The sequence below is a fragment of the Bradyrhizobium genosp. SA-3 genome (genome assembly GCF_004212635.1).
Lineage (GTDB): Bacteria > Pseudomonadota > Alphaproteobacteria > Rhizobiales > Xanthobacteraceae > Bradyrhizobium.
Window position 1 is genome coordinate 1 of sequence record NZ_PSRT01000178.1, and the last position, 14,200, is coordinate 14,200.

Here is a 14,200-nt window from a genome sequence, read left to right on the forward strand (position 1 = left end):
CGCGCAGTGCAGCAATGGCGGCAAGCAGCTTGCGGCGATGGCCGATCGAGACGACTCCGAGCCCGATCAGATCCTCGGCCGTGAGGTCCATGAGGACCTCGGCATCGATGTCGTTCTCCCGGAATGCCTGTTCGTACTGTCCCAGCCCCAGACCACACAGCCAGGTCCCGATGTCCATGGGCTCCTCCCGGCTTTGTATTCAGCGCTAAGGTGGCTCCAGTCTATCTCAAGATGGCGCACGCTGGGCGCGGTGAAACGTCACGAGTTGAGCGCGGAGGAAGGGCAGTGACAGTGCACCAAATTCATTCGCCAGACGCCCGCGCCCCCGCGCCTTCGATCAACGCTAGCGGCGCCTGAATTGAGTGCGCTGTCACCGTAACTCCAAAAGCTGCCTCTGTTTCTACGCCCTAACGTCGGCTTGCGGGGTGCGAACGGACCAAGGACGAATATGGCCGCGACGTCCCCATGTGACATCCAGCAGACGTTCGCTGGGTCGACTTTTGTTCTGGCGTCGCGCCGGTTCCGGGTGCACACTCGTTCTAACACCGCACGGCGCTGTGCTTTTGATGAGAACGCCGGTTTGCGCTCCCTCCCAATTCACGCAGGGAAAGGAGAGTGCCATGGGAAGACACTCACAATCCCGCATTGACGACAACCTGAACGCGGAACGTGCCCGCATCATAGCGGAACTGGAAAATACGCAGCCAGGACCACAGCGTGATCTTCTAGAAAGCAAACTGCGCCAGCTCGAAACCGCTTCTCATATAGATGAATGGCTGACGTCATCGGGTCTGCAACCCCCCGAAGAATAAGGCGTCTCAGGCCGACCGAGCGCGTAGGGGTCAGCAGATAGCGAGAGGTCTTTCGATGACTATCACCCTCAACCACACCATCGTCCCGGCCCGCGACAAGAGGGCAGCGGCGCAGTTTTTTGCGCGCATTTTTGGCCTCCATGCCGATCCGAAAGACGGCCATTTCGCGCCGGTACGTATCAACGACACGCTCACGCTGCTCTTCGACGACGACGAGGCGTTCGAGGGCCACCACTACGCCTTCCACGTCAGCGATGCCGAGTTCGATGCCATCTTCGGCCGCATTCGCGAGGCGACTCTCGCCTATGGCAGCGCACCGTGGAGCCTCGACGACGGTAAGCTCAATGACTGGAACGGCGGCCGCGGCGTCTATTTTCGCGACCCTGACGGCCACGTGCTAGAACTCATGACCGTACCGCAGTGAGCCGCTACAGCGATGAGGCGATCGAGGAAATTGTTTTTGTGTCGTGTGTTAGATCATCCGGCCCGAGGTGCCGGAAGCCGTATCGGTCCGCTTCATCAGGTAGACCGGACATCGGCGGTGTGGCCTGCGACCTGCGCTCCTGACCCGCACCTGACATCCATGGTCAGATTATTGCTGTGGGGCGCAATCTTAGTTCGAAGGTGTGGTAAGTTGTAGTCATTCGCCCGAGGGCATCCGAAAATGGCCCATCAGCGAAATGGTGGCAGCTTTCATTGACGTCCGCTCAGTGGGGTATACCCGACCAGATTTGCTCAGGCTGAGTTGCGCGATCCAGCTTCCTGTCGAGCGTTCATCTCGCCTTCAATCGAATTGCGATGACGTGCATTCAATCATTCGCCGTCCTTACCCCACTGTCCGTGCGGCTTCGGTCCCCGCTTGGCCGATTTACATCACCAGCCGCTTCCCTGGCACGTTCACCCGCCCCCTGCCCCTCCTCCCACTTTCCTGCTATCTCCTACCCTCTCCGTCCCGGCCCAAAGCAAAACCCTCCGACTGTCAAAGGGAGCAACAACCATGCGATACCTCCACACCATGCTGCGCGTGCGCAATCTCGATGTCGCGCTGAAGTTTTACCAGGATGCGCTGGGCTTGAAGGAGGTGCGGCGGATCGAGAATGACAAGGGGCGCTTCACGTTGGTGTTCCTGTGCTCGGCGGATGATATCGAGGCGCTGAAGAAGCAGCCGCAAACGCGCGGCGCGCCGCTGGTCGAGCTCACCTATAATTGGGACGAGGAGAAGTACGGCGAGGATCGCTTCTTCGGCCATCTCGCCTATGAGGTCGACGACATCTACGCCACCTGCGAGAAGCTGATGAAGGCCGGCGTCACAATCAACCGGCCGCCGCGCGACGGAAACATGGCCTTCGTCCGCTCGCCCGACCTGCACTCGATCGAGCTGTTGCAGAAGGGCGAGCCGAAGCCGCCGCAGGAGCCTTGGGCATCGATGCCGAACACCGGCCACTGGTAAGACACCTGGCAGGAACAAGGCCCCTCGCCCGTCGTTCTCTCCCCAACGAAGCCGATTGGAGGAGGATGCGATGGCGAGAGGGCTGTTGCTGTGGCTGCTTGGCGTGCCGATCCCGGTGATCATTCTGTTGTGGCTGTTCTTCGGCCGCTGAGCGTCGCGTTGAATTTGCAATGAAGGCTCCGCCCTGGGCGGAGCTTTTTGCATGAGGGGCTCGGCGCAATCGCGGATCGCTCGATCAGGCGAATTCCGCTATCACCCGCGCGAGGTGGACTTGTAGCCCGGATGGAGCGCAGCGTAATCCGGGACCGCCGCGGTCGAAGCCCCCGGATTGCGCTTCGCTCCATCCGGGCTACGACACCGAAGAACGCCGCGGGAGACGCCTGATGCCTGACACCAAGCTGACGACCTGGGGCCGCGCCAACTCGGTCAACGTGCAGAAGGTGCTGTGGTGCCTCACCGAGCTCGGCCTGGCTTACGAGCGCATCGATGCCGGCATGCAATACGGCAAGACCCGCGAGGCCGAGTATCTGGCGATGAATCCCAACGCGCGGATCCCGACGCTGGTCGAGGGCGAGTTCGTGCTGTGGGAATCCAATTCGATCATGCGCTATCTCTGCCTCGCGCATGGGCACGGCACGCCGATCTACCCCGAGGCGCCGAAGCAGCGTGCCAGCGTCGACCGTTGGCTCGACTGGACGCTATCGACGGTGCAGCCGGTCGACCGCCCGGTGTTCTGGGGCGTCGTGCGCACCACGCCCGCCGAGCGCGACATGATCCAGGTGCAGCGCGATGCCGATGCCGCCGCCGAGGTCTGGACTATCGCCGACCGCCTGCTCTCGTCGCGCCGCTTCATTGAAGGCGATGCGTTCACGCTCGCCGACATCGCGGTCGGCTCCTATGCGCGGCGCTGGCTCGGCGTCGAAGGCATCAGCCGGCCGGCGCAGCCGCACCTCACCCGCTGGCTCGCCGAGCTCGGCAAACGGCCAGGATTTGCGCAATTCGTCGCACCGCCGATGTCGTGATCGCTGGCGCGGCGTAAGCTGCGATGATCGCGGGAGGAATCGCCGTTGTGGCGCAACCGTCCGGAGTCACGGCAGCTGTTGACGGCTACTGTGCATGGGGTTGTTTTCGCATATTTTGTTGTGGCGCTAGAGCGTTTTCGAGCGAAGTGGATACCGGTTCGCGTGAAGAAAACGCGTCAAAACAAGAATCTAGAGCTTCGGTTCTGATTCAATCAGAACCGATAATGCTCTAGAGCCAGCCGCGCTCGACGAGCAGCACGCAGATGATCAGCATCAGCGTCACGGCCGCGGTGGCGAGCCGCGCGGTCCAGCTCAGGCCGCGGCCGACCCACAACAACAGCGCGCAATACACCAGTACGGGGACGAGGATATCGAGCCGCAACAGGTCCGGCACCATGGGCTTCAGCGCCGGATGCTGGTGTCGATGCTGACCGACCCGCCGACCTTCACGCAGGTCCCGGTGCCCTCGACCATGACGAAGCGCGGGCCATAGGAGGCGCAGGAGCCTGCCTTCGCCGTGCCGGCCGTGCCCTTCAGCGGCAGCGCCTTGCCGGTCTCCTTGCCTGCCTGCGGCCGCTCGGCGGGCGGCAGGCGCAGGCTCTCAGCTGCGGTGGCGGACGCGGCCAGCAACGAGATCAGAATGAGGAGCGGCGTGCGCATGGCCGCCTTGTAGCCCGGACGGGCCGCGCACGCCATCCGGGCCGGCGCATGGCATTTCAGAGGAACTTGATGCCGGCCGACTTGCCGCGGCGCCAGACCACTTGGCAGCTCCGCCCGGTGCGCGCATCGCGGGCGAAGGCCATCCGGATCACGCCGGGAAGCTGGCTCGCATCCTCGTCCATCGTGATCTTCGCGCCCGTAGCCGAGATGTCCTGGACCAGGCAATGCCGCGCCGCGAATCCGCCGTCGAGCGTGATCCAGGCGTGCCGCGACAGCAGCTTGCGCTCTGCGCGCTTCTTGGGCGGTGGCATTGGAAAATCTCCTGCTCCAGCGCTACCCAGGGAACCCTAAGAAACCGTTGAATTCGCCCCCGGATGATTCCGGGGCCGACGCTTGTCCACCGGGGCAAAAGACCGTTCCCGAACGGCTTGCCCGGGAGCGCAAAGGCCACTATACGTTCGCCCGCTGCAAGCCGCCGGGCACTGTTCGGCCGGCCAGCGGCCGTGCCGCGGAAAGCGGCGGGGCCCTGCGTTTGCTCCCTTCGTCTATCGGTTAGGACGCCACCCTTTCACGGTGGAGAGAGCGGTTCGATTCCGCTAGGGAGCGCCAAATTTCCAAGATATCTTTGATTTGGTTTCGCTTTTTGCACGATTGGCAAAACAGTACCCCCGCTCAAGACGCGCGGTTGAGGAAGATCGGCAGCCCCCGCTTGTTGGAATAGAGCGGACGGTACCGCTCCGTGTTGTATGTATTGGCGACGTCCAGTTTGCGCGGCCCGAGCCTGGCGTCAGGGATAGGCACAAGGTCGTAGCGGCCCTCGACCAGCGCTGACATGAGGCCGGACTTGCCTTCCAGAATGGCATCATAGGCCATGTTGCCGAAAGTCAGGGCGACGAGCTTGTCGATGAAGTCAGGATCGCCCGATCGCAGATCGTAAGTGAGATCAGAGACGATGGTCTCCTCGCCGGCGCGCTCCTTGATCTCGTCGGCAAGGGCTTCGGCCACGTTCGTCCTTTTGCGGTGACCGTAGGCGTCAGCTTCGCCATATTCCTGCAGCTTGTAGCCCTCCCACTGGGCGCCTTCGCTCAGCACGATCAGCGCGTAGTTGCTTGGGTTGGCGCGCTTCTCCTCGAGCAGCAAACGGATCAGCTTGTCGAGATCGACTTTGTACTCCGGGATCACGCATCGGATCGAGGTGGCGTACGCAGTGTAGAGTGCCGTAAATCCGGCATCGCGGCCAAAGATGCGGAAAATGCCAATTCGCTCGTGTGAGCCGACAGTGGTGCGCTGGCGCTGGACGGCATCGCTGGCGCGGGTGATCGCGGTCGAGAAGCCGATGCAATATTCGGTATTGCGGACGTCGTTGTCCATCGTCTTCGGGATGGCGATGATCTTCACGCCGAGTCGGCTGAGCTTGTCCGCATAGCTTAGCGTGTCGTCACCGCCGATGGCGATGAGGTGTTCGATGCCGAGCCCCGATAGGTTCGCCAGTACCCGGCTGGTGACGTCCCAGCTCTTGGTTGCGACGCCGCCCTTGGTACTCTCCGACATTGGAAGGTCTTGGCCAGCCAGATGATCGGGCAGCTTTTTCATTTTGGAGGGATTGGTGCGGCTCGAGTGCAGCACGGTGCCGCCGCGTCGATCGATGATGCGCGTGTTTTCGCGGTTGAGTGGGATGAGGTAGTGGGATTTGCTGGCGGGGTCGTCGAGGTTCAGGTGCGTGAGGGCCTCCCAACCGCGGCGGAGACCGATGACCTCGATGTCGTCCTCGGTCCCGCGATAGGTCACCGTCTTGATGATTGCGTTGAGACCGGGGACGTCGCCGCCGCCGGTGAGAATGCCGATGCGTTTCCTCATCACGCCCCACCTCCCAGTATGGCATGTCGCAATAGCGCCTGCGTCACACGTTCTCTACGCGGCCGCTTCCGGCTTGCGCTCCTCGCGCCGCCGAAAACGCTTCAGGAGTGCGGATACGGTGTCGCGGAAGCCGCCATACTCCAATTCGGAATAGGGCAGCATTGCAGCGCCGGACCAGCCCTGGCTGCGCATCTCGATTGCCTTGCTTTGCGCGCGCCGGCGTACCTCGTCCCACGCCGGATTGTCGAAGAAATCGGTATAGGACTCGGCAAAGCGGCCTTCCTTGTCGATCGAAAAACCGACGCAGGAAACGATCGGCAGGCAGTACATGCCAGTCACCGGTGTATTGAGCGGGACGGGCATCAGCGGCATCACGTGCGAGCCACGCGCATCGCCACCCACGAAGTGTGCCTTGGCGAAGGGAGAGACGATTTCCTCGGGCGCGGGAAAAATTCCCTGGTTCCTGATGATCGCGACCGGATCATCCTTGCCGGTGTACTTGCCTGCGATCGCGTGAAGACGCTGCGCCGATACGGCGGCAGCAACCTCGCCGTATGTTTGAGAAACGATGCGATCAATGCCGAAGCGCTCGTTGTCGCGAAGCAGCGCGGCAATGTGGTAATTGTCCGCGGGCGCGTCGAGTTCGATCACGCTGTCGCCAGCGGTGTGATCCATGTCGATGACATGGAAACGGAAGCCCCGGATCATCGGCGGCAGCATCAGCCCGGCGCAATACATGGGATCGGCGAAGGCGAGGTAGAGCGGCAGGTTGTAGGCGCCGGGGCCGCACTTGTCGGCAGCAAACACCATGAAGGACTCTGCGGGTCTCGTCCCCGAGAGGCTGTGGTCGAAGCTGAGCTCGGCGACGCCCGGGCCGGCACCGCGAATGTTTCCCGATGGTGCATCTGCGAGAAGATCCTGGCCGGCGCCGTAGAGACCGGAAGTCTTCGCAACCGAAGTGGCCGCGAGAAACGCCTTCCAGGCGAATTGATGGATCTCGGAGCTCCCCTCGCCCCGTGTGTGCGTCATGATAATCGCGATGTCGTCGCCGGTGTGGCAGACAAAACCATCAATCAACAGACCATTGCAGATCGCTTTGGCGACCTCGCCCTCGACGGCCGCCATCATGCGTGTCGACGGCTTCGTATGTCCGCCGACGGAGCCAGTGTCAGCCTTGATGACTGAAAGAGTAAGTCTCATGGGCGTTTCTCCCCGCGCAAGCTCAACACCTCGGCCTCGGCGCTTGCTGCGCCGGGGCGACGGCGCTGCTCATTCGCGGAAACGAACGTTTAATGTCGGGATTAGGTTCCAGACCGCAGGTCTAATAGCGCTCCGCGCTGAGTGCGCGACCTCGCCCTTTTTCGTTGTGAATGTACGCAGCGACTTATCGCGTAGGCCGGGACCGCGCGTTTACCGGAAATTTACCCCTGCTCCTGAGTGCCGGTATCATTTGCTTAGAATTTCACTGCTACCGTGGAACTACGGAAGCAATCCCCAACATCATTGGCACTTCATGTCCGTCGCAGAGTTCCTCAGGCAGCGTGCAGTGGACGTTACCGTGAGCGGCAGCTACTCGCTGCCGCGCTGGTACGATTGCGAGGGCAAGCTCCGCAGCTTCGCCTGCCGGACCAAGCGCGTCTCGCCCTTCCGCATGATCGTGGACGTGCCTGTCGTCGGCAAGGTCGGCGAGCGCGTGACCTCCTACTTCCAGGATTTCGGCGAATTCCAGTGCACGATCAGCGCGACGCTGAAGTCGGGCTTCCTGATGGAGCTCGACATGACGCGGGCGCGGCGCGCCTGGATGTCGGAAAAGCTGACCTGGCTCGAGAAGAGGCAGAAGGACGCCAACGTGCAGGAGCTGCGGCGTGACGCGCGTTTCGTTCCGCAGGTCCCACACACGTTCCTGACGCTCGCCGACGGCAGCACCCATCCGTGCTTCATCATCGACGTCTCCACGGCCGGCGTCGCGATCTCTTGTGAGTACGACCCGCAGGTCGGAACCCCGCTTGCGGTCGGCGCCTGCGTCGGGCGCGTGATCCGCAAGTTCGAGCACGGCTTTGCGGTCAAATTCGCCGAGAAGCAGTCCCGGGACGACCTCATCCGGCTGATTGTCCGCACGCCCTTGCTGCAGTCGGCCTGAGAAGCCGGGCAACTCGCTGCCCTATCGCGGCCCCATTGCGGGATCAGCTTTTACGGGTCTGCGCCTCGCGCCGGATGTCATCTTTTGCAGACTTGCGATCGGGGGACCGAATGGCAGTCGACAAGATCACAGTTGATAAGATCACTTGGGACAGGGTCGGCCGGGTCACCGAGCCCGGACGCTACATGTACACCTTCGGCTGGCTCACCATCACCGCCGGCGATCTCGAGATTTGGAAGCAATATCCGCAGGCCGCGTTCACGCTGCTGGCGCAACCGGCCGAACCGGACGCCTCCATCGGCGGCGAATTCCATCTCGGGGCCTTCGATATTGCCCCAAGCGCGCCAACGCCGCTCGCCACCCACTGAACGCCGGAAACGCCGTTGCCGTGGGGCGATGGTCGCCTTCGCGGCCACGCGTGCATCGTGAATCGAAGAAACCTCCGCATTCCCTTGATCTGGCTTATCAATCAGTCCAGATGACGGCGCCCGAGCGTTACCATTGATGACGAACAGATTCTGTCATGCAATTGATTGCGCTCGTCTTTGACGTTCGGCGGCCTGATGAAACGCTGGCTGTCGCGCTTGTTAAGCGAAGCGACAGCAGGCGCATGACACATGGTCGCATCGGTGGACGTAGATTAGCGGATCAATGGAACCTATTTTCGGCGCCGATGTACCTGATTGAAGCGTTACCCACCGTCATCGGAACAGCCGCCATCGCCCCGGCGCTGCTGATGCTGTGGCTCGTCATTGCCGTCGAAGAGCGCCCAGGGCCGCCCGCCCAGGTCTGGACCGCCTTCCTGCTCGGTGCGGCCAGTATTTCGCTGCTGGGTCTCGCCCGCGCGCCCTTCTCCAGGATGATCGCAGCGCCTGACGACCCCTGGGCCGCGCTCGCCATGCATTCTGTCTTCGGCGTCGCGCTGCCGGAGGAAGCCGTCAAGGTGATCGCCATCGTGCTGGTCTCCTCGACCAAGCGGCGGACTTTTGCCAATCCGATGGACACCGTGGTCTATGGCGCCGCGGTCGGCCTCGGCTTTGCCGCTTACGAGAATCTTGCCTACCTTGTGCAGCATGCCGAGATGTGGCGCTCGCTGGCCGCCCTGCGCAGCGTGCTGACGGTGCCGTTCCATGGCGCGCTCGGCATCATCGCGGGCGCGTACCTCACCATCGCCCGGGCCGGCACGGCGCTGGGTGCCAACCGCCACAATCGCGACTGGGCCCGCCTGTCGAGCCGCCTGCTGATCTTCGCGGGCCCGCTCGCGTTGCATTCGGCATTCGATTTCCCGCTGCTGACCCTCCAGCGCATGCCGGATCTGGACCCCACGCTCCGGATGTGGCTGGGCGCGGCGAGCCTGTTGATCGGCTTCAGCTCGATCGCCTTCGCCATCCGTCTGGTCCGGCGGGTCGCGCGCCACCATGCGCCGCGGACAGATATTGCGCGGGAGCGGCTCAGCCAGCTGCGCCGGATGTGGGCGCTGCTGCTTGCCGGCGGCGGCATCGGCTTTCTCGGCCTTGCCTTCGTGCTGACCTCGATCCATCACTGGCTGATCAATCCCGAGCGCAATCTGACGTTGGCCCTGATCCCAATCGGCTTCGTCTCGATCCTGCTCGGCCTTGCACTTCTGATTGTCACGACCGCAATCTACATTCTCGGCCGCAACCGCATCCGCACCACCGCGGAAGGTTTTTCATCGGCGCCCGGCGGCGGTTGAGCCTGCGGGATGGCGAGCGCGCCGCGCGCATACTAGATTGAGCCCAGTCCTCTCGTTGTGGAGCCTGCCGATGACATCGCCCGAGGAGTTTTCACGGATGCAATCCGCGATGAGCCAGGCGGTCAAGGCGCACTGGAAGGCCTTTCTGTTCGAAGGAATCCTGCTCGCCGTACTCGGCATTGCCGCGCTGATCCTGCCGCCGCTCGCGAGCCTTGCGACCGCGATCTTCCTCGGCTGGATGTTCCTGATCAGCGGCATCGGTGGATTGATCGTAACCTACTGGGCGCGCAGCACGCCGGGCTTCTGGTGGTCGCTGATCTCCGCCGCGCTGGCGGTGCTCGCTGGCGGAATTCTGCTGGCCCGGCCGATCCAAGCGGTGCTGACGCTAACCATCGTGCTCGGTGCCTACTTTCTCGCCGAAGGCGTCGCCACCATCATGTATGCGCTGGAGCACCGCCGCGAGCTGAGCAACCGCTGGTCGTGGCTCCTGATCGCGGGCTTCGTCGACATCGCGATCTCCTTTATGGTGATCGCCGGCCTCCCGAGCTCGGCGGAATGGGCGATCGGCGTCCTCGTCGGTATCAACCTGCTGTTCGGCGGCGCTACCCTGATCGGCATGGCTCTGGCAGCACGCAAGAGCAACACTTGAGACGCCTCGTCGCGTCTTGTGCCGTTTGGGGGGTGACAACCCGCCAACGGCGCGCTATATGGCCTGCTATGATCACCGTCGCCACCAGCTATTTTTGGTACTTTAGCTACGACAGCTCGCTGGCGGCGGGAGGATCGCGCTCAATCTGACACATTGCAGCAAACGTCCGAACAAGCCGCCAGACCTGGCGGCTTTTTTATTGGCCGGCAGGTTCTAAACACAGACAGGAGCCCGCCGTGCTGAGCACGACCGACGATCTTCGTATCCGCGAACTGAAAGAGCTGAACACGCCGGAAGAGGTGATGCGGGAAGTCCCGCGCACGCTCACCGCGACGCGTGTGGTGATGGCGGCGCGTAACGCCATCCATGCGATCCTCAACGGCCAGGACGACCGCCTTCTGGTCGTGGTGGGCCCCTGCTCGGTGCATGATCCCAGGGCCGCGCTCGACTACGCCGAGCGCCTCGCACACTTGCGCGAGGACCTCGCCGACCAGCTCGAGATCGTGATGCGGGTCTATTTCGAGAAGCCGCGCACCACGGTCGGCTGGAAGGGCCTGATCAACGATCCCGATCTCGACGGCAGCTTCGACATCAACAAGGGCCTGCGGCTGGCGCGCAACGTGCTGTCGGCGGTCAACAATCTCGGCCTGCCCGCCGGCACCGAATTCCTGGACATGACGACGCCGCAATACATCGCCGACCTCGTGTCGTGGGCTGCGATCGGCGCGCGTACGACCGAGAGCCAGATCCATCGCGAGCTGGCGTCGGGACTGTCCTGCCCGGTCGGCTTCAAGAACGGCACCGACGGCAACGTGCGGATCGCGGCGGACGCGGTGAAGTCGGCCTCGCATCCGCATCATTTCATGGCGGTGACCAAGCTCGGCCGTTCGGCGATCGCCTCGACCGCAGGCAACGAGGACTGCCACATCATCCTGCGCGGCGGCAGCAAGCCGAACTATGACGCGGCAAGCGTCGCGGCCGCCTGCAACGAGCTGACCAAATCGGGCGTCGCGCCGCTCGTGATGGTGGATGCGAGCCACGCCAATTCGAGCAAGAAGCCGGAGAACCAGCCGCTGGTGATGACCGATATTGCCGGCCAGATCTCAGGCGGCGAGAACCGCATCATGGGCGTGATGATCGAGAGCAATCTCGTCGCCGGCCGTCAGGACGTGGTGCCGGGCAAGCCGCTCACCTACGGCCAGAGCATCACCGACGGCTGTATCGACTGGGCGACGACGGCGGCCGTGCTCGAGCAGCTCGCCGATGCGGTCGAGATCCGCCGCAACACCCAGCGCGCAGGGCTGCACGAACGATCGGCCTGAGGCGTGACGAGGCGAAGTGTCAGTCGCTTGCTCAGTTCCTCACCTCTCCCCAGCGGGGAGAGGTGAAAGAGATCAGCAGCCGCGGCAGATGCTCTTGATCTTGCGATCGAGCTCAGCGTCTTCCTTGTTCGCGGGAGTGTTCGGATTGCTCAGATTCTTCTCGCTCGGCACGTCGGCCGCGCGCGGCTGGCGATGACCGACGGGTGCCGGCAATACCGTTCCAGAGGTCGCGCCGCCCGATGTCGATCCCTTGGAGCCGCCGGTCTGTGCAACCGCCGTGCCCCCGAGCAAGACCACGAGCGATGCTGCCACCATGATCTTTTTCATGTCCGCTTCTCCATTCTCAACCGGCGCACGCTCCAACACCGCTCAGGTTTCGGGCGGATAGAGATGAACGTCGCCGCAATAGTCCACGATACGATAGCGCCTTTCGGCTCCCGCTTCACGCGCATCACCTGCGGTATTTTGTGCCACCGACACATAATTCGGTCCGACTGGCGACTTGCCGGCGCCGCCGGGAATATCGATGACATAGTCAGGCTGACACAGCCCTGACACCCGCCCGCGCAACTGCCGCATCAACTCCTGTCCGTGCGCCAGCGTCGTTCGCAGATGCGCAGTGCCCGGTGCGAGATCGCCGTGATGCAGGTAATAGGGCTTGATCCGGCATTCGACGAAAGCTCGCATCAAATCCGACAGAGCGGTGATGTTGTCGTTGACACCGCGCAAAAGCACGGACTGGCTCACCATGGGAATGCCGGCGTCGACGAGCCGCGCGCAGGCGGCACGCGCCGTTCCGGTCAGTTCCCGTGCATGGTTGGCGTGCAACGCGACCCAGGTGGTCGCTCCCTCGACCTTGAGCGCGGCGACCATCTCGTCGCTGATGCGCGCGGGATCGGCCACGGGCACGCGGGTGTGAAGACGGATGATCTTGACGTGATCGATCGCGGCCAGATCGGCCATGATCTCGCTCATGCGGCGTGGCGACAACATCAGGGGATCGCCGCCGGTCAGGATCACCTCCCAGATTTCGCTATGCGCGCGGATGTAGTCGATCGCCGCGCGATAGGCGCTGTCCGAGAGTGCGTTCTCCTTGCCGGGCCCAACCATCTCGCGGCGGAAGCAGAAGCGGCAATAGACCGCACAGACGTGAACGAGCTTGAACAGCACGCGATCGGGATAGCGGTGCACGATTCCGGGAACCGGCGAGTGCGGGTGATCGCCGATCGGGTCGGCGTTTTCGCCCGGCTGCGCGTCCAGCTCGGCCGCGGTCGGAACGAACTGCCGTGCGATGGGATCCTCGGGATCGGCAGTGTCGATCAACTCGACCAGCGCCGGCGTGATCGCCACCGCATAGCGCGCAGCAACGCGTTCGAGCACCGGCAGCGTCGGTACGGGCGCCAGGCCTTCGGCGACGAGCTCGGCCGGCTCGCGCAAGGTACGTGCAAGATTTGTCGTCCTCATGTCTCACTTAGCGTTTCATTTGCAGGCGGTGTCCAGACCACCTGATCAATTCGCGATGCGCCGCTCGCCAGCATGACCAGCCGGTCGAAACCGAGCGCGACGCCGCTCGCCTCCGGCATTGCGTCGACTGCGGCCAGAAAGTCCTCGTCCAGCGGGTAGGCCTCACCGTAGCGGCGCTGCTTCTCCGCCATCGACTCCGTGAAGCGCTTGCGCTGCTCCTCGGCGTCGGTGAGTTCGCCAAAACCGTTGGCGAGCTCGACGCCGCAGGCATACACCTCGAACCGCTCGGCGACCCTGGGATCGTCCGCCTTCACCCGCGCCAGCGCCGCCTCTGGAGATGGGTATTCGAACAGAATGGTCAAACGACCCCGCCCCAGACGCGGCTCGACATGCTCGACCAGAACCTTGCTGAAGATGTCGGACCAGGTGTCGTCCTCGGCCACACGGACCTTCCCGCCGGCGGCCACGGCAAGTGCGGCACGGTTACCCTCGCCGCCCGAGATTGTCGACAGCAGGTCGATGCCGGCGAACTGCTCGAAGGCTCCCGCGACCGTCACAAGCTCCGGCTCGGCGAAGGGATCGGCGGTCCGGCCCCGGAACGAGAAGGTCCCGATGCCGGTCGCCTGCGCCGCGCGGGCGATGATGACGACGGTATCCGCCATGATCGCGTCATAGGGGGCGCCTGCCCGGTACCATTCCAGCATGGTGAATTCGGGTAGATGCAGGTCGCCGCGCTCGCGGTCCCGGAACACCCGGGCAAACTCGAAAATCCGCGTCTCGCCCGCCGCCAGCAGCTTCTTGCAGGCGAATTCCGGCGAGGTTCGCAAGTAGCGGCTCGCACGGCTGCCGTCCGGCCGCATGATCTCGGTCCGGGGGGCGTGCAGATGGGTCTCATTGCCGGGGGAGACCTGGAGGACGGAGGTTTCGACCTCGACGAAGCCCTGCTCGGCGAAAAATCCCCGTAGAGCCCCGGTAATGGCCCCCCTGGCCTGGAGGAACGGCCGCCGGTCGAGGTGCCGCTCGGGCGACCAGAACGGCGAGATCGGCTTGTCCCCAGCCATTAACCGATCGCCCCTCCGAACAGCAAAATGCTGGCATCCAACGGCAAAA

General features: G+C 63.4%; 18 protein-coding genes and 1 tRNA gene. 10 read left to right on the forward strand and 9 right to left on the reverse strand.

Annotation, left to right across the window (positions count from 1 at the left end; translation table 11 throughout):
• On the reverse strand, positions 1 to 178 hold a 178-nt coding region (locus tag CWO91_RS37525), incomplete at its 3' end, for an SAM domain-containing protein (RefSeq protein ID WP_130220443.1).
• A 442-nt stretch (positions 179 to 620) separates the two neighbouring features.
• On the opposite strand from CWO91_RS37525, the gene CWO91_RS37530 reads away from it, so the two are divergent.
• The 4 genes from CWO91_RS37530 to CWO91_RS37545 all read left to right on the forward strand — a co-directional run bounded on the left by CWO91_RS37530 (position 621) and on the right by CWO91_RS37545 (position 3,284).
• The gene (locus CWO91_RS37530; protein WP_091887833.1) at positions 621 to 812 is read left to right on the forward strand and encodes a hypothetical protein; all 192 of its coding nucleotides are present in this window, start codon (positions 621 to 623) and stop codon (positions 810 to 812) included.
• Between the two features lie 55 nt (positions 813 to 867).
• Positions 868 to 1,236, forward strand: a complete 369-nt coding sequence (locus CWO91_RS37535; protein WP_130220444.1) for a VOC family protein — start codon at positions 868 to 870, stop codon at positions 1,234 to 1,236.
• Between the two features lie 573 nt (positions 1,237 to 1,809).
• Positions 1,810 to 2,262, forward strand: a complete 453-nt coding sequence (locus CWO91_RS37540) for a VOC family protein (RefSeq protein WP_130220445.1) — start codon at positions 1,810 to 1,812, stop codon at positions 2,260 to 2,262.
• A gap of 383 nt (positions 2,263 to 2,645) precedes the next feature.
• A complete protein-coding gene (locus tag CWO91_RS37545; protein ID WP_130220446.1) occupies positions 2,646 to 3,284 on the forward strand; it encodes a glutathione S-transferase family protein in 639 nt (212 codons plus the stop codon).
• Positions 3,285 to 3,513: 229 nt separating this feature from the next.
• Here the strand turns inward: CWO91_RS37545 and CWO91_RS37555 are convergent, their stop codons facing one another.
• Genes CWO91_RS37555 through CWO91_RS37565 form a run of 3 tightly spaced genes read right to left on the reverse strand, consistent with a single transcriptional unit; the run spans position 3,514 to position 4,255 of the window.
• A complete protein-coding gene (locus CWO91_RS37555; protein WP_130220448.1) occupies positions 3,514 to 3,681 on the reverse strand; it encodes a hypothetical protein in 168 nt (55 codons plus the stop codon).
• A gap of 5 nt (positions 3,682 to 3,686) precedes the next feature.
• Positions 3,687 to 3,944 carry a hypothetical protein gene (locus tag CWO91_RS37560; protein WP_130220449.1) on the reverse strand — a complete coding sequence of 86 codons (258 nt, stop codon included), beginning with the start codon at positions 3,942 to 3,944 and terminating at the stop codon, positions 3,687 to 3,689.
• A 56-nt stretch (positions 3,945 to 4,000) separates the two neighbouring features.
• A complete protein-coding gene (locus tag CWO91_RS37565; protein WP_091887851.1) occupies positions 4,001 to 4,255 on the reverse strand; it encodes a PilZ domain-containing protein in 255 nt (84 codons plus the stop codon).
• A 223-nt stretch (positions 4,256 to 4,478) separates the two neighbouring features.
• Between CWO91_RS37565 and CWO91_RS37570 the strand changes: the two genes are divergently transcribed.
• Positions 4,479 to 4,553: transfer RNA gene (locus CWO91_RS37570), tRNA-Glu, on the forward strand.
• Positions 4,554 to 4,616: 63 nt separating this feature from the next.
• Here CWO91_RS37570 and CWO91_RS37575 read toward each other — a convergent pair.
• Together CWO91_RS37575 and CWO91_RS37580 are read right to left on the reverse strand one after the other, a co-directional pair.
• The gene (locus CWO91_RS37575) at positions 4,617 to 5,801 is read right to left on the reverse strand and encodes a 6-phosphofructokinase (protein ID WP_130220457.1); all 1,185 of its coding nucleotides are present in this window, start codon (positions 5,799 to 5,801) and stop codon (positions 4,617 to 4,619) included.
• A 54-nt stretch (positions 5,802 to 5,855) separates the two neighbouring features.
• The gene (locus CWO91_RS37580) at positions 5,856 to 7,001 is read right to left on the reverse strand and encodes a fructose-1,6-bisphosphatase (RefSeq protein ID WP_130220450.1); all 1,146 of its coding nucleotides are present in this window, start codon (positions 6,999 to 7,001) and stop codon (positions 5,856 to 5,858) included.
• Between the two features lie 313 nt (positions 7,002 to 7,314).
• On the opposite strand from CWO91_RS37580, the gene CWO91_RS37585 reads away from it, so the two are divergent.
• The 5 genes from CWO91_RS37585 to CWO91_RS37605 all read left to right on the forward strand — a co-directional run bounded on the left by CWO91_RS37585 (position 7,315) and on the right by CWO91_RS37605 (position 11,626).
• Positions 7,315 to 7,941 (forward strand): PilZ domain-containing protein, encoded by a 627-nt coding sequence (locus CWO91_RS37585; protein WP_130220451.1) that lies wholly within the window; start codon positions 7,315 to 7,317, stop codon positions 7,939 to 7,941.
• A gap of 110 nt (positions 7,942 to 8,051) precedes the next feature.
• Positions 8,052 to 8,309, forward strand: coding sequence for a hypothetical protein (locus CWO91_RS43460; RefSeq protein WP_165405985.1), 258 nt, complete (start codon positions 8,052 to 8,054; stop codon positions 8,307 to 8,309).
• Between the two features lie 305 nt (positions 8,310 to 8,614).
• On the forward strand, positions 8,615 to 9,655 hold the full coding sequence (locus tag CWO91_RS37595) for a PrsW family glutamic-type intramembrane protease (protein ID WP_130220452.1): 1,041 nt from the start codon (positions 8,615 to 8,617) through the stop codon (positions 9,653 to 9,655).
• A gap of 70 nt (positions 9,656 to 9,725) precedes the next feature.
• A complete protein-coding gene (locus tag CWO91_RS37600) occupies positions 9,726 to 10,304 on the forward strand; it encodes an HdeD family acid-resistance protein (RefSeq protein WP_130220453.1) in 579 nt (192 codons plus the stop codon).
• A 236-nt stretch (positions 10,305 to 10,540) separates the two neighbouring features.
• A complete protein-coding gene (locus tag CWO91_RS37605) occupies positions 10,541 to 11,626 on the forward strand; it encodes a 3-deoxy-7-phosphoheptulonate synthase (RefSeq protein ID WP_130220454.1) in 1,086 nt (361 codons plus the stop codon).
• Between the two features lie 72 nt (positions 11,627 to 11,698).
• Here the strand turns inward: CWO91_RS37605 and CWO91_RS37610 are convergent, their stop codons facing one another.
• From CWO91_RS37610 to epmA, 3 genes are read right to left on the reverse strand one after another with little or no spacing between them, the layout of a single operon-like run.
• Positions 11,699 to 11,953, reverse strand: a complete 255-nt coding sequence (locus CWO91_RS37610; RefSeq protein WP_091887867.1) for a hypothetical protein — start codon at positions 11,951 to 11,953, stop codon at positions 11,699 to 11,701.
• A 42-nt stretch (positions 11,954 to 11,995) separates the two neighbouring features.
• A complete protein-coding gene (locus tag CWO91_RS37615; RefSeq protein ID WP_130220455.1) occupies positions 11,996 to 13,090 on the reverse strand; it encodes a lysine-2,3-aminomutase-like protein in 1,095 nt (364 codons plus the stop codon).
• Entirely contained in the window at positions 13,087 to 14,151 is a 1,065-nt protein-coding gene (epmA, locus tag CWO91_RS37620) for an EF-P lysine aminoacylase EpmA (protein ID WP_130220456.1), read from the reverse strand. The genes CWO91_RS37615 and epmA overlap by 4 nt, the downstream gene beginning before the upstream one ends.
• Positions 14,152 to 14,200 lie beyond the last annotated feature (49 nt).

Coding starts and splice junctions, on each gene's coding strand:
- CWO91_RS37530 (WP_091887833.1), top strand. CDS start 621: ATGGGAAGACACTCACAATCCCGCATTGACGACAACCTGAACGCGGAA.
- CWO91_RS37535 (WP_130220444.1), top strand. CDS start 868: ATGACTATCACCCTCAACCACACCATCGTCCCGGCCCGCGACAAGAGG.
- CWO91_RS37540 (WP_130220445.1), top strand. CDS start 1,810: ATGCGATACCTCCACACCATGCTGCGCGTGCGCAATCTCGATGTCGCG.
- CWO91_RS37545 (WP_130220446.1), top strand. CDS start 2,646: ATGCCTGACACCAAGCTGACGACCTGGGGCCGCGCCAACTCGGTCAAC.
- CWO91_RS37555 (WP_130220448.1), bottom strand. CDS start 3,681: ATGGTGCCGGACCTGTTGCGGCTCGATATCCTCGTCCCCGTACTGGTG.
- CWO91_RS37560 (WP_130220449.1), bottom strand. CDS start 3,944: ATGCGCACGCCGCTCCTCATTCTGATCTCGTTGCTGGCCGCGTCCGCC.
- CWO91_RS37565 (WP_091887851.1), bottom strand. CDS start 4,255: ATGCCACCGCCCAAGAAGCGCGCAGAGCGCAAGCTGCTGTCGCGGCAC.
- CWO91_RS37575 (WP_130220457.1), bottom strand. CDS start 5,801: ATGAGGAAACGCATCGGCATTCTCACCGGCGGCGGCGACGTCCCCGGT.
- CWO91_RS37580 (WP_130220450.1), bottom strand. CDS start 7,001: ATGAGACTTACTCTTTCAGTCATCAAGGCTGACACTGGCTCCGTCGGC.
- CWO91_RS37585 (WP_130220451.1), top strand. CDS start 7,315: ATGTCCGTCGCAGAGTTCCTCAGGCAGCGTGCAGTGGACGTTACCGTG.
- CWO91_RS43460 (WP_165405985.1), top strand. CDS start 8,052: ATGGCAGTCGACAAGATCACAGTTGATAAGATCACTTGGGACAGGGTC.
- CWO91_RS37595 (WP_130220452.1), top strand. CDS start 8,615: ATGTACCTGATTGAAGCGTTACCCACCGTCATCGGAACAGCCGCCATC.
- CWO91_RS37600 (WP_130220453.1), top strand. CDS start 9,726: ATGACATCGCCCGAGGAGTTTTCACGGATGCAATCCGCGATGAGCCAG.
- CWO91_RS37610 (WP_091887867.1), bottom strand. CDS start 11,953: ATGAAAAAGATCATGGTGGCAGCATCGCTCGTGGTCTTGCTCGGGGGC.
- CWO91_RS37615 (WP_130220455.1), bottom strand. CDS start 13,090: ATGAGGACGACAAATCTTGCACGTACCTTGCGCGAGCCGGCCGAGCTC.
- epmA (WP_130220456.1), bottom strand. CDS start 14,151: ATGGCTGGGGACAAGCCGATCTCGCCGTTCTGGTCGCCCGAGCGGCAC.